The following is a 12,648-nucleotide window of genomic DNA, read 5'->3' as shown; positions in this document are numbered from 1 at the left end:
GCCTCAAGGCGCATCACACTTTATCCGCAGCCGCAGCCTTTGCGGCCGGCAAGGTGAAACCGGACACCGAACGCCGCAGTTGGCTGGCCATTTTCGCCAGGTTGCCAATGCTCTCGGCGGTGGCGGTGGAGCCGGACGAGGTCTGCGTGGTGATCTGCTGGATCACGTTCATCGTCAGGGAAATCTGACCGGCCGAAGACGTCTGTTGCTGGGCTGCGTTGGAAATACTCTGGATCAATGCAGCGAGGGTCTTCGACACGCCTTCGATTTCTTCCAGGGCCACCCCGGCATCCTGCGCCAGACGAGCGCCACGCACCACTTCGGTGGTGGTCTGCTCCATGGAAATCACCGCTTCGTTGGTGTCGGTCTGAATCGCCCGCACCAGGGTTTCGATCTGGCGGGTGGCGGCGGACGAGCGCTCGGCCAGCCGCTGCACTTCATCGGCGACCACCGCAAAACCGCGCCCGGCATCACCGGCCATGGAAGCCTGAATCGCCGCGTTGAGCGCAAGGATGTTGGTCTGGTCGGCAATGTCATCGATCAGGCTGACAATGTCGCCGATTTCCTGAGAAGACTCGCCGAGGCGTTTGATGCGCTTGGCGGTGTCCTGAATCTGCTCGCGAATATTGTCCATGCCGTGGATGGTGTTGTGCACCACCTCGTTGCCCTTGTTGGCGATTTCCACCGAGCGTTCGGCCACCGCTGAGGATTCCGCAGCGTTGGCCGAGACCTGATCGATAGACTCGGCCATGTCGTTGATCGCCGTGGAGGCTTCGGCAATCTGCTGCGCCTGATGCTCCGACGCCTGGGCCAGGTGCATGGCGGTGGCCTGGGTTTCCTGCACGGCGGCAGCGACCTGGCCAGCGGTGAGGTTGATGGTCGCCACCAGATCGCGCAGTTGGTCCACGGAATAGTTGATCGAGTCGGCGATGGTCCCGGTGAAGTCTTCGGTCACCGACGCGGTCACGGTCAGGTCGCCGTCCGCCAGGTCTTCGATCTCGTCGAGCAGGCGCATGATCGCGTTCTGGTTACGCTCGTTCTTCTCGGCCGTTTCGCGCAGCTGACGGTTGGTTTCACGGACCATCACCAGACCAATGAGGATGATCGACATCAGCGCCAACAGCCCCAGCACGTAGCCGCCAATGGTGTCGGTGTTGCGCCCGCCGGCCAGGTTTTCGAAACCGCCGGCCAGGTGCGAGGCTTCTTCGAGCAGGGTCTGCGACAGGGTGAAAATATTGGTCGCCGATTCACGGACCTTGAACAGCTCCGGGGAAGTTTCGAGGATTTCATCCACCGAACCCGAGACGAATTCGAACAGCTCGGAAATCTCGATCAACCGCGCGCGCGCGTCGCGGTCTTCAACCTGGCTGACTTTCAGTGACGGATTGCCCTGAAGCATGCCATTGAGCACCTGGCCGAATCGCGCCGCATCGCGACCGAAGGCGTCGGCGGCCTGCTGCGAATTTTCATCACCGGACAACACGGTGTTCACCGCACCGAGAATCCGCTCAGCCAATAGCGACTGGCGCTGCGCCATGGCCACCTGCGCGGCCGGGGCGCCGCGCTGGAGAAGCGTTTCGACGACTTTTTCGTACTCGACCTGCAACTGCGGCACGGTTTCGGCCAGGGTCGCGGCGACTTGGTGCAGCGACAGCACGGTCTGTTCGCTGGAGAGGATCGCGTCGGTGTTTTTCAGCAGGCGTTCCCAGTCCAGTTGCACGGCACGCATTTCCGGGCGCACGGTGGACGGTGCCGGCGGCAGGCCGGTGGAAGGATCGCCTTTCTTCAGATAGCCCCAGCGTTGGGCAAAGTCGTTGCGCGCATCGCTCAGCAGTTTGAACGCCGCAGCCTTGCCGGCAGCGGCTTCGGTGGCGTTCTTGGCAATGCGCTGGGACAGCACGCGCAGCTCACCGGCGTGGCCGATGTACTGTTTGTCGTACGTGGCCTGGGTGTTGAGGTACGCGAAGTTGGCGAACAGCAGCATGATGAAGACGATCAGCGCCATGAATAGCGCGATGATCTGTGACCGGCTGCGCGACCCTTCTGGCTTGCCTGTTTTTGCTTTTATCATCGGTCCTCGCCTGTCCTGCCCAATTCACTCTATGCCCTTGTAGGAGCGAGGCTTGCCCGCGAAGCAGGCGCTGCGGTCTTACAGAAACACCGCGTTTTCGTTCTTCGCGGGCAAGCCTCGCTCCTACAGGATCGGCGTCGCCGCGTTTACAGCGCGACGTGCATGAAGCTTTGAGACTGCACCAACGCAAACGGGCTGAACACCTGCCAGGTCTGCTCGCGCTGAAACTGGCCCTGGATGAAGGGTGCAATCGCGCCGCTCAAGGTATCTACCGGCTCAAGACTGTCCTGGGCAAAGTGCTGGAGGCCAAAGACTTCATCGACCATCAACCCGGCAAACACCTCGTTATGCTCGATCACCAGTACCCGGCGCTGCTTGCGCACGGTCGACAGCTCATGCCCGAAGAAGCCGCACAAGTCGATGATCGGCAACAGACGCCCGCGCAGGTTGGCCACGCCTTTGACCCAGGGTCTGACCCCCGGCAGCTGGGTGAACCGAGGTTCGTGCAACACTTCGCTGACCTCGCCCATCGGCGCGACGTACCAGTGCTCGCCCAGACGGAAGCCGATGCCGCTCCAACTGTCTTGTCGGGTCGGCTGGGACGGCAAGTCCGCCGCCAGCAGACGACAACGCTGGTCGATCTGCAGCAGCAGTTCGAAAGCCGTCAGCGACTCGGTCATGGCCGGACGATCAACCGGCCAGCACGTTGTTCAGGGTCTTGATCAGGGTCTCTTCGTCGACCGGTTTGGTCAGGTAGTCCTTGGCGCCCTGGCGCGTGCCCCAGACCTTGTCGGTTTCCTGATCCTTGGTGGTGATGATGATCACCGGGATGTGCCCGGTTTCCGGGTCTTTGGTCAGCTGACGGGTCGCCTGGAAACCATTGAGGCCAGGCATGACGATGTCCATCAGCACGGCGTCGGGTTTTTCCTGACGGGCCAGGGCCACGCCGTCGGCGCCGTTTTCGGCTTTCAACACTTCATGACCGTTCTTTTCCAGCATGCCGGTCAGTTTGTACATTTCGGTCGGCGAATCATCGACGATCAGAATACGTGCCATGGTCTTCCCCATTCTTGTCGACGCCGGGCCCGCTGGCCGAGCGTCACTGTGCGTGTCCTACTGCGGCAAAACGGCGGCGAAGCCCGGTACATGGGCCTGGATCGCGTTCAGCAGTTCTTCCTTGCTGAAAGGCTTGGTCAAAAACTGGTCGGAGCCGACGATGCGCCCCTTGGCCTTGTCGAACAGCCCGTCCTTGGACGACAGCATAATCACTGGCGTGGACTTGAACGCACTGTTGTTCTTGATTAAAGCGCAGGTCTGATAACCATCCAGACGCGGCATCATGATGTCGACAAAGATGATGCCGGGGTGATTGTCGGCAATCTTGGCCAGGGCATCGAAACCATCGATGGCCGTGATCACTTCACAACCCACGTTTTTCAAAAGCGTTTCGGCGGTGCGGCGAATCGTTTTCGAATCGTCGATCACCATGACCTTCAAGGCGCTGGAATGCTGTTCCATAAATGCTCTGCCGTCGCCTTTGCGAATCAAATTGTCCATTTCCGATAACCGGAGGCTCGAAACCCTTGATGTTCAAGGGCCAGAACGATATGGCAGCCTTTTTAGCACAGTCTCCAAGTGCAATCTATCGGGGGACTGGCACAGTGGTTTTTCCTTGACCGGGAACACTGTGAGCGCCAATCTGACGCCACTTTTTCGTGCCGCACCGGCCACCCAAATTTCGAGGAAAAACCCATGAGCGTTCGCGTCGGGATTGTCATGGATCCTATTGCCAGCATCTCCTATAAAAAGGATAGCTCGCTGGCCATGCTGCTGGCCGCACAGAAGCGCGGCTGGGAACTGTTCTATATGGAACAGGCCGATTTGTACCAGGCCGAAGGCGAAGCGCGGGCGCGGATGCGTCCGTTGAAAGTCTTCGCCAACCCGGAAAAATGGTTCGAGCTCGAGGCTGAGACCGACGCGCTGCTGAGCGATCTGGACGTGATCCTGATGCGCAAGGATCCGCCGTTCGACATGGAATTCGTCTACTCCACCTACCTGCTGGAGCAAGCCGAACGCGCAGGCGTGCTGGTGGTCAACAAGCCGCAAAGCCTGCGTGACTGCAACGAGAAACTGTTCGCCACGCTGTTCCCGCAGTGCACGCCGCCGACCATCGTCAGCCGTCGCCCGGACGTACTGCGTGAATTCGCCGATCATCACGGCGATGTGATCCTCAAGCCGCTGGACGGCATGGGCGGTTCGTCGATCTTCCGTCACACCGCTGGCCACCCGAACCTGTCGGTGATCCTCGAAACCCTGACCTTGCACGGCAAGCAGCAAATCATGATTCAGGGTTACCTGCCGGCAATCAAAGACGGTGACAAGCGCATCCTGATGATCGACGGCGAACCAGTGGATTACTGCCTGGCACGAATTCCGGCCGCTGGCGAAACCCGTGGCAACCTCGCCGCCGGTGGCCGTGGCGAAGCCCGACCGCTGACCGAGAAAGATCGCTGGATCGCCGCACAAGTCGGCCCGACCCTGCGTGAAAAAGGCCTGTTGTTCGTCGGTCTGGACGTGATCGGCGAGCATCTGACGGAAATCAACGTCACCAGCCCGACCTGCATTCGCGAGATTGATAACGCGTTCGGCACCGACATCGGTGGCCTGCTGATGGATGCCATCGATCAGAAGCTCAAGGCCCGTTGATATAGAACAGCCAAGAAACGACCAACATTGCGTTATCATCCGCGGCCTGTGAAAAACGCGATGTTGGTTTTTTTGTCATGACGCTCCCGTCCGATCTGCCCGCTGAACTCGCCCATCGTGGCGTGCGCCCGGCTGATCGCCTCGGTTTTACCCTGTTTCTCGCGGCGCTGATTCACCTGGCCGTGCTGTTGGGCGTCGGCTTTACGATGGTCGAACCCAAGCAAATCAGCAAAACCCTGGAAATCACCCTCGCCACCTTCAAAAGCGAAAAGAAGCCAGAGAAAGCCGATTTCCTCGCTCAAGAGAATCAGCAAGGCAGCGGCACCCTGGATAAAAAGGCAATTCCCAAGACCACCGAGGTCGCGCCTTTCCAGGACAACAAGGTGCAGAAAGTCACGCCACCGCCGGCGGCCAAGCCTCAAGTGCCGGAAGCCGCACCGAAGGCAGCCGTGACGACCGTCGCGCCCAAGCCGAAAAAGGCTCCCACCAAAACCGAAGAACCCAAGCCCGTCACCAAACCCGCCGTCGCCGCGCCGACGTTTGACAGTGAACAGCTGTCCACCGACATTGCCAGCCTGGAAGCGGAACTGGCCAACGAACAACAGTTGTATGCCAAGCGCCCGCGTATCCACCGCCTGAGCGCCGCGTCGACCATGCGCGACAAGGGTGCCTGGTATAAGGACGAGTGGCGCAAGAAGGTCGAGCGCATCGGCAACCTGAATTACCCCGACGAAGCGCGACGCAAGCAGATCTACGGCAATTTGCGCCTGATGGTTTCGATCAACCGTGACGGTTCGCTCTTTGAAGTGCTGGTGCTGGAGTCGTCCGGGCAACCGCTGCTGGATCAGGCAGCGCAGCGCATCGTGCGGCTGGCGGCGCCGTTTTCACCGTTTACCGGGGACTTGTCGGATATCGATCGTCTGGAAATCATCCGGACCTGGAAGTTTGCCCGCGGGGATCGGTTGTCCAGTAATTGATTGGAGATTTCCTGCCAAATGTTACCCCTGTGGCGAGGGAGCTTGCTCCCGCTGGGCAGCGAAGCAGCCCCAAAACCTGCAGGCCTTGTATTTCCTGACACACCGCAACGATCGGAATACGACTGCTGCGCAGCCGAACGGGAGCAAGCTCCCTCGCCACAGGGTTCTGCGGTGGCTTCAATCACCATTTCCTGCGCATCCTCAGCTTGTCAGTTCGCCCCTCCAACGCCACACTAGCGCTCATGAAGAACGTCAGCCCCAGCTACCTCAAGCATCAATTCCTGATCGCCATGCCTCACATGGTCGACCCGAACTTTGCGCACACCTTGACCTACATCGTCGAGCACACGGCCAATGGTGCCATGGGCCTGGTGGTCAATCGTCCGCAAGACCTCAACCTGGCCGATATCCTCGAGCAACTGCGCCCCGACATCGAACCGCCGATGCTCTGCCAGCATGTGCCGATCTTCATCGGCGGCCCGGTGCAGACTGATCGCGGTTTTGTCCTGCACCCCTCGGGGCAGAGTTATCAGGCCACCGTTGAGCTTGATGAGAAACTGGCCCTGTCGACCTCCCAGGATGTGCTGTTCGCCATCGCCGACGGCGTCGGTCCGGCGAAAAGCCTGATCGCCCTCGGATACGCTGGCTGGGAAGCCGGGCAGCTGGAAGCCGAACTGGCCCAGAACGCCTGGCTGACCTGCCCGTTCGATGCCGAAATCTTGTTCAACACCAGCAGCGAGCTGCGCCTGGAAGCAGCGGCCAAGCACCTGGGCGTCAATCTCAGCCTGCTGACCAGCCAGGCGGGACACGCCTGATGGCCCTGCGCCTGATTTTGGGTTTCGACTACGGCACCAAACAGATCGGCGTGGCGGTCGGCCAGGTGATTACCGGCCAGGCCCGCGAGCTGTGCACCTTGAAAGCACAAAACGGTATTCCCGACTGGAATCAGGTCGAAGCCCTGATTAAAGAGTGGAAACCCGATGCCGTGGTGGTGGGCCTGCCCTTGAACATGGACGGCACGCCGAGCGACATGTGCCTGCGCGCCGAGAAATTCGCCCGCCGCCTGAATGGCCGCTACAACCTGCCCTTCTATACCCACGATGAACGCCTGACCACCTTCGAAGCCAAGGGCGAGCGGCGTGATCGTGGCGGACAAAAGGGCAGCTACCGCGACAACCCGGTGGACGCCATCGCTGCCGCCCTGCTGCTGCAAGGCTGGCTCGACGAAAACACCGCACTGTTCGAATCCTGAAGAGCCGCAACAAGCGTCTCTACTTAGCGACAACCCGAGCCACCTCTCCAGCAGAACCCGGCTCGGGCCCAAGAAGGAGCAACCATGAGCCTGCCCAATCCCGTTGAACTGATCAGCCAGATGGCGACCCGGCTTGACGCCTATCTGGCCAAACGTGGCATCAGCGAACCGCGCTACATCGGCATTCGTACCGGTGGTGTCTGGGTCGCCCAGGCGTTGCTCGATGAACTGGGCAGCGACTCGCCCCTCGGCACCCTGGACGTTTCCTTTTACCGCGACGACTTCAGCCAGAACGGCCTGCACCCGCAAGTGCGCCCGTCTGCCCTGCCGTTCGAAATCGAAGGCCAACACCTGGTGCTGATCGATGACGTACTGATGAGCGGCCGGACCATCCGCGCCGCCCTCAATGAGCTGTTCGACTACGGCCGCCCGGCCAGCGTGACATTGGTATGCCTGCTGGACCTGGACGCCGGCGAGCTGCCGATCCGCCCGAATGTGGTCGGCGCGACCCTGTCGCTGGCCGCCCACGAACGGGTGAAACTGTCCGGCCCGGAACTCAAGCTCGAACTGCAAGACCTCGCCCTTTAATTCGCCCTATTGAGAGTCCCCCTCGCGATGACGCCTCTAGAAACCAAGCGCCCGCTGCAGCTCAATGATCAGGGCCAGCTGCGCCACTTCCTCTCGCTCGACGGTTTGCGCCGCGAGCTGCTGACGGAAATCCTCGACACCGCCGACTCGTTCCTCGAAGTCGGCGCCCGGGCAGTGAAGAAAGTCCCGTTGCTGCGCGGCAAGACCGTGTGCAACGTGTTCTTCGAGAACTCCACCCGCACCCGCACCACCTTCGAGCTGGCGGCCCAGCGGCTGTCGGCGGACGTGATCACCCTGAACGTGTCCACGTCGTCGGCGAGCAAGGGCGAAACCCTGCTCGACACCCTGCGCAACCTGGAAGCCATGGCCGCCGACATGTTCGTCGTGCGCCACGGTGATTCCGGCGCGGCGCACTTCATCGCCGAACATGTCTGCCCGCAAGTGGCAATCATCAACGGCGGCGACGGCCGTCACGCCCACCCGACCCAGGGCATGCTCGACATGCTCACCATCCGTCGGCACAAGGGCGGTTTCGAAAACCTTTCCGTAGCCATCGTCGGCGACATCCTGCACTCGCGGGTGGCGCGCTCGAACATGCTCGCGCTGAAAACCCTCGGCTGCCCGGACATCCGCGTGATCGCGCCGAAAACCCTGCTGCCTATCGGCGTCGAGCAATATGGCGTGAAGGTCTACACCGACATGACCGAAGGCCTGAAAGACGTCGACGTGGTGATCATGCTGCGCCTGCAGCGTGAACGCATGACCGGCGGCCTGCTGCCGAGCGAAGGCGAGTTCTACCGCCTGTTCGGCCTGACCACCGCGCGCCTGGCCGGAGCCAAACCGGATTGCATCGTCATGCACCCGGGGCCGATCAACCGTGGCGTGGAGATTGAGTCGGCAGTGGCCGACGGCCCGCACTCGGTGATCCTCAACCAGGTCACCTACGGTATTGCGATTCGTATGGCTGTGTTGTCCATGGCCATGAGCGGGCAGACTGCCCAGCGCCAATTCGAGCAGGAGAACGCCCAGTGAAGCTCAGCATTCTCGGCGCCCGCGTCATCGATCCAGCCAGCGGCCTGGATCAAGTTACCGATATCCATATTGAAGCCTGCAAGATCATTGCCCTTGGCGCCGCGCCAGCCGGTTTTGTCGCCGTCGACACGCTCGACGCCAAAGGCCTGGTCGCCGCCCCCGGGCTGGTTGACCTGAACGTCGCCCTGCGCGAACCGGGCTACAGCCGTAAAGGTTCAATCGTCAGTGAAACCCGCGCCGCCGCGGCCGGTGGCGTCACCAGCCTGTGCTGCCCGCCGAAAACCAAACCGGTGCTGGACACCTCGGCCGTGGCCGAACTGATCCTCGACCGCGCCCGCGAGGCCGGCAACACCAAGGTCTTCCCGATCGGCGCCCTGAGCAAAGGCCTGGACGGCGAACAGCTGGCCGAACTGGTTGCCCTGCGCGATGCCGGTTGCGTGGCCTTCGGCAACGGCCTGGACAGCTTCCGCAACACCCGCACGCTGTGCCGGGCGCTGGAATACGCCGCAACATTCGATCTGACGGTGATTTTCAACTCTCAGGACCATGACCTGGCCGAAGGTGGCTTGGCCCACGAAGGCCCGACCGCCAGTTTCCTCGGTTTACCGGGCATTCCGGAAACCGCGGAAACCGTGGCTCTGGCCAGGGATCTGCTGCTGGTCGAGCAAAGTGGCGTGCGCGCACACTTCAGCCAGCTCACCAGCGCCCGTGGTGTGGCCCTGATCGCTCAGGCCCAGGCTCGCGGCCTGCCGGTGACGGCCGATGTCGCCCTGTATCAGCTGATCCTGACCGACGAAGCGCTGATCGACTTCAGCAGCCTCTATCACGTCCAGCCGCCGCTGCGCACCCGCGCTGACCGCGATGGCCTGCGCGAAGCGGTGAAATCAGGTGTGGTCTCAGCCATCTCCAGCCATCACCAACCCCACGAGCGGGACGCCAAACTGGCGCCGTTCGGGGCCACCGAGCCGGGCATCAGCAGTGTTGAACTGCTGCTGCCGTTGGCGATGACATTGGTGGAAGACGGTTTGCTGGACTTGCCAACGCTGTTGGCGCGTTTGAGCACCGGCCCGGCTGAGGCGTTGCGCCTGCCGGCGGGCAAACTGGCGGTAGGTGGACCGGCGGACATCGTGCTGTTCGATCCGGCGGCTTCGACCGTGGCCGGCGAGACCTGGCTGTCCAAAGGCGAAAACTGCCCGTTCATTGGCCACAGCCTGCCGGGCGTGGTGCGTTACACCCTGGTGGATGGACGCATCAGCCACCAGGCGTAAGCCCGCGCCGCCCCCAATCGCGGGCAAGCCCGCTCCCACAGGGGGTTTGTGTTAATTCACAAATCGATGGCTATACGCCGAACCTGTGGGAGCGGGCTTGCCCGCGATGGCTTACTGGAAGGCGCCCCTATTCTGGGCATTGCGAATCGACACCTGGTCATTCAGCGTCCAGAAGTCATACAACACCCCCAGAAAGAACAACCCGCCCGTTAACAGATACAGCAATCCGCTGATCCACTTCCCCTGATACATCCGGTGTACGCCGAACACCCCAAGAAACGTCAGCAGAATCCATGCAACGTTGTATTCGATAGGCCCCGCGGTGAACCGCAGGTCTGCTTCACGGTCCATTGCCGGGATCAGAAACAGGTCGATCAGCCAGCCGATACCCAACAAACCGAAGGTTAAGAACCAGATCGTCCCCGTCACCGGCTTGCCGTAATAAAAGCGGTGAGCGCCGGTAAAACCGAAAATCCACAGCAGGTAACCGATCACTTTGCTGTGCGTGTCTTGATGCGGAACGGGCTGTTGATAGGTGTTCATGAAGGACCTCGATTCACACGATAGATAAATATTCTTTAAATCTTTGTGACTTTTTTACGAGTTGCCGACGTATGGCAAATGGTACTGTCTCTCCCGTCAAAGCCTTATACCACCTGACGTCTGTCCGACAATCGCGTCCATTTTCCGCTTATTTGGTTCCGTTAACCCCAAGGTTGAATCGACCAACGGCCTCGGAAGGGGCAAAAAAGCTGTTATAAAGTTGCGCGCTAACTTATATGAGCCCTGCCTAATGCGTCCATTTTTCAAGACATGGCTAACCATTTGCCTTTTGATGCCACTGGCCGCCCACGCCACCAATCGTGAGCAACGTCTTCCTAACGTTAATGGTTACACCCCAAAATCCCACGTTTCTGCTCCTTCGAGCAAAAACAAACAGACCGTAAATCGCGCTCCCCAACTGAGCAGCAAAAGTGGCCTGGTTCCGCCAATGGCGAGCAAGGAAAGCAGCAACGTGCTGAGCCGCGCCGTCAACGTCCTCGGTACACCCTACCGTTGGGGCGGCAGCAGCCCAAGTAAAGGCTTCGACTGCAGTGGCCTGGTGAAATACGCGTTCAACGACGCCACGTTTGACCTGCCGCGCACCTCCAACGCCATGGCCAGTGGTCATGGGGAGAAAGTCGATCGCAAGGATCTGAAACCTGGCGACCTGATTTTCTTCAACATCAAGAGCCGTCGGGTCAATCACGTTGCCATCTACCTGGGCAACGACCGCTTCATCCACGCACCACGTCGTGGCAAGTCGGTGACCATCGACACGCTGAAGAAACCCTACTGGGAAAGCCACTACGTGGTTGCCAAGCGGGTTATGCCGAAAGAGAAGAACACCCTGCAGGTTGTTCAGCGCTGATATGAAATCCTGAGGCTGACCCGGGACTTACTTTGATCATGCAGCCCCCTTCGCGGGCAAGCCTCGCTCCTACAGGATCTATGTAATTCCCTGTAGGAGCGAGGCTTGCCCGCGAAGGCGTTTCTGGATCCCTCAAAAACCATCCGGCGTGCGCGCCTTCTCCCGTGCATGCTCGCGGCTGATCAAGCCCTTGCTCACCAGTTCCTTCAAGCACATATCCAGCGTTTGCATCCCCAGGTTCCCCCCGGTCTGAATCGACGAGTACATCTGCGCCACCTTGTCTTCGCGAATCAGGTTACGGATTGCTGACGTGCCAAGCATGATTTCGTGGGCCGCGATCCGCCCGCCGCCGATCTTCTTGACCAACGTCTGCGACACCACCGCCAGTAACGACTCGGACAGCATCGAACGAACCATCGACTTCTCGTCCCCCGGAAACACGTCCACCACCCGATCGATGGTTTTCGCCGCCGATGTCGTGTGCAGCGTGCCAAACACCAGGTGACCGGTTTCGGCAGCGGTCAATGCCAGGCGAATGGTCTCGAGATCCCGCATCTCCCCCACCAGAATCACGTCCGGGTCCTCCCGCAGGGCCGAGCGTAGAGCCGTGGCGAAGCTGCGCGTATCACGGTGGACTTCACGCTGATTGATCAAGCATTTGCGTGACTCGTGGACGAACTCGATCGGGTCTTCGATCGTGAGGATGTGCTGATGACGATGGCTGTTCAGGTGATCGATCATCGCCGCCAGGGTGGTGGATTTGCCGGAACCGGTCGGACCGGTCACCAGCACCAGCCCCCGCGGCGCTTCGGTAATCTTGCGAAACACTTCCCCCATACCAAGGTCGTCCATGCTCAGGACCTTGGACGGAATGGTCCGGAACACCGCGCCAGCACCACGATTGTGGTTGAACGCGTTAACCCGAAAACGCGCCACGCCGGGCACATCAAAGGAGAAGTCGGTTTCCAGGTGCTTCTCGAAGTCCACCCGCTGGGTGTCGTTCATGATGTCGTAGATCAGCGCCTGCACCTGTTTGTGGTCCAGGGCCGGCAGGTTAATGCGCCGCACATCGCCGTCGACACGAATCATCGGTGGCAGGCCGGCAGACAGGTGCAAGTCGGACGCGCCCTGTTTCGCGCTGAAAGCCAGCAGCTCAGTGATATCCATAGCGTTCCTCAATTCCAGTAGAATGCCGCGAACCTTCAGCCGCCGGCGCCTAATCCTCGCCTGATAAAGTCGCCGAGCGATGATCAGGCAAGGCAAAAGTCGGCGAAAAAGCGGAGTTGACGTCAGTCAATGAGCATTTTGAGTCGACTTTTAACGCCGCATGATCGAGTGCAGGC

14 protein-coding genes are annotated in these 12,648 nt (G+C 60.5%); 8 read left to right on the top strand and 6 right to left on the bottom strand.

Going from position 1 to position 12,648, the window contains the following annotated elements:
• Positions 1–13 precede the first annotated feature (13 nt).
• The 4 genes from ABH912_RS22455 to pilG form a co-directional block, all read right to left on the bottom strand.
• Complete coding sequence (locus ABH912_RS22455; protein ID WP_429511682.1) at positions 14–2,071, bottom strand: methyl-accepting chemotaxis protein; 2,058 nt, start codon at positions 2,069–2,071, stop codon at positions 14–16.
• Between the two features lie 146 nt (positions 2,072–2,217).
• Complete coding sequence (locus ABH912_RS22450) at positions 2,218–2,751, bottom strand: chemotaxis protein CheW (protein WP_429511681.1); 534 nt, start codon at positions 2,749–2,751, stop codon at positions 2,218–2,220.
• A gap of 10 nt (positions 2,752–2,761) precedes the next feature.
• A complete protein-coding gene (gene pilH, locus ABH912_RS22445; protein WP_033060460.1) occupies positions 2,762–3,127 on the bottom strand; it encodes a twitching motility response regulator PilH in 366 nt (121 codons plus the stop codon).
• 57 nt (positions 3,128–3,184) lie between these two features.
• The gene (pilG, locus tag ABH912_RS22440) at positions 3,185–3,589 is read right to left on the bottom strand and encodes a twitching motility response regulator PilG (protein WP_008152601.1); all 405 of its coding nucleotides are present in this window, start codon (positions 3,587–3,589) and stop codon (positions 3,185–3,187) included.
• A gap of 234 nt (positions 3,590–3,823) precedes the next feature.
• Here pilG and gshB point away from each other — a divergent pair, with 234 nt between their 5' ends.
• The 7 genes from gshB to ABH912_RS22405 all read left to right on the top strand — a co-directional run bounded on the left by gshB (position 3,824) and on the right by ABH912_RS22405 (position 9,894).
• On the top strand, positions 3,824–4,777 hold the full coding sequence (gene gshB, locus ABH912_RS22435; protein WP_429511680.1) for a glutathione synthase: 954 nt from the start codon (positions 3,824–3,826) through the stop codon (positions 4,775–4,777).
• Between the two features lie 77 nt (positions 4,778–4,854).
• A complete protein-coding gene (locus tag ABH912_RS22430; protein WP_033060463.1) occupies positions 4,855–5,754 on the top strand; it encodes an energy transducer TonB in 900 nt (299 codons plus the stop codon).
• A gap of 242 nt (positions 5,755–5,996) precedes the next feature.
• On the top strand, positions 5,997–6,569 hold the full coding sequence (locus ABH912_RS22425) for a YqgE/AlgH family protein (protein ID WP_008152608.1): 573 nt from the start codon (positions 5,997–5,999) through the stop codon (positions 6,567–6,569).
• Complete coding sequence (gene ruvX, locus ABH912_RS22420; RefSeq protein ID WP_005792259.1) at positions 6,569–7,006, top strand: Holliday junction resolvase RuvX; 438 nt, start codon at positions 6,569–6,571, stop codon at positions 7,004–7,006. Before ABH912_RS22425 ends, ruvX begins: the two co-directional genes overlap by 1 nt.
• Before the next feature lie 84 nt (positions 7,007–7,090).
• Entirely contained in the window at positions 7,091–7,594 is a 504-nt protein-coding gene (gene pyrR, locus ABH912_RS22415) for a bifunctional pyr operon transcriptional regulator/uracil phosphoribosyltransferase PyrR (protein ID WP_033060467.1), read from the top strand.
• A 27-nt stretch (positions 7,595–7,621) separates the two neighbouring features.
• Positions 7,622–8,626 carry an aspartate carbamoyltransferase catalytic subunit gene (locus ABH912_RS22410; RefSeq protein ID WP_074871640.1) on the top strand — a complete coding sequence of 335 codons (1,005 nt, stop codon included), beginning with the start codon at positions 7,622–7,624 and terminating at the stop codon, positions 8,624–8,626.
• Positions 8,623–9,894 (top strand): dihydroorotase, encoded by a 1,272-nt coding sequence (locus tag ABH912_RS22405; protein ID WP_008152614.1) that lies wholly within the window; start codon positions 8,623–8,625, stop codon positions 9,892–9,894. Before ABH912_RS22410 ends, ABH912_RS22405 begins: the two co-directional genes overlap by 4 nt.
• 111 nt (positions 9,895–10,005) lie before the next feature.
• Here ABH912_RS22405 and ABH912_RS22400 read toward each other — a convergent pair whose 3' ends face one another.
• Positions 10,006–10,437, bottom strand: a complete 432-nt coding sequence (locus tag ABH912_RS22400; RefSeq protein ID WP_429511679.1) for an NINE protein — start codon at positions 10,435–10,437, stop codon at positions 10,006–10,008.
• Between the two features lie 250 nt (positions 10,438–10,687).
• Between ABH912_RS22400 and ABH912_RS22395 the strand changes: the two genes are divergently transcribed.
• Positions 10,688–11,305 (top strand): C40 family peptidase, encoded by a 618-nt coding sequence (locus ABH912_RS22395; RefSeq protein ID WP_033060471.1) that lies wholly within the window; start codon positions 10,688–10,690, stop codon positions 11,303–11,305.
• Positions 11,306–11,437: 132 nt separating this feature from the next.
• Here the strand turns inward: ABH912_RS22395 and ABH912_RS22390 are convergent, their stop codons facing one another.
• Positions 11,438–12,472: a type IV pilus twitching motility protein PilT gene (locus ABH912_RS22390; protein ID WP_429511678.1), complete on the bottom strand. Its 1,035-nt coding sequence runs from the start codon at positions 12,470–12,472 to the stop codon at positions 11,438–11,440.
• Between the last annotated feature and the right edge of the window lie 176 nt (positions 12,473–12,648).

Source organism: Pseudomonas sp. BT76 TE3572, assembly GCF_050435365.1.
In the GTDB taxonomy this organism is placed as follows: Bacteria; Pseudomonadota; Gammaproteobacteria; order Pseudomonadales; family Pseudomonadaceae; genus Aquipseudomonas; species Aquipseudomonas fluorescens_W.
This window is presented reverse-complemented; position numbering and strand designations above follow the sequence as displayed.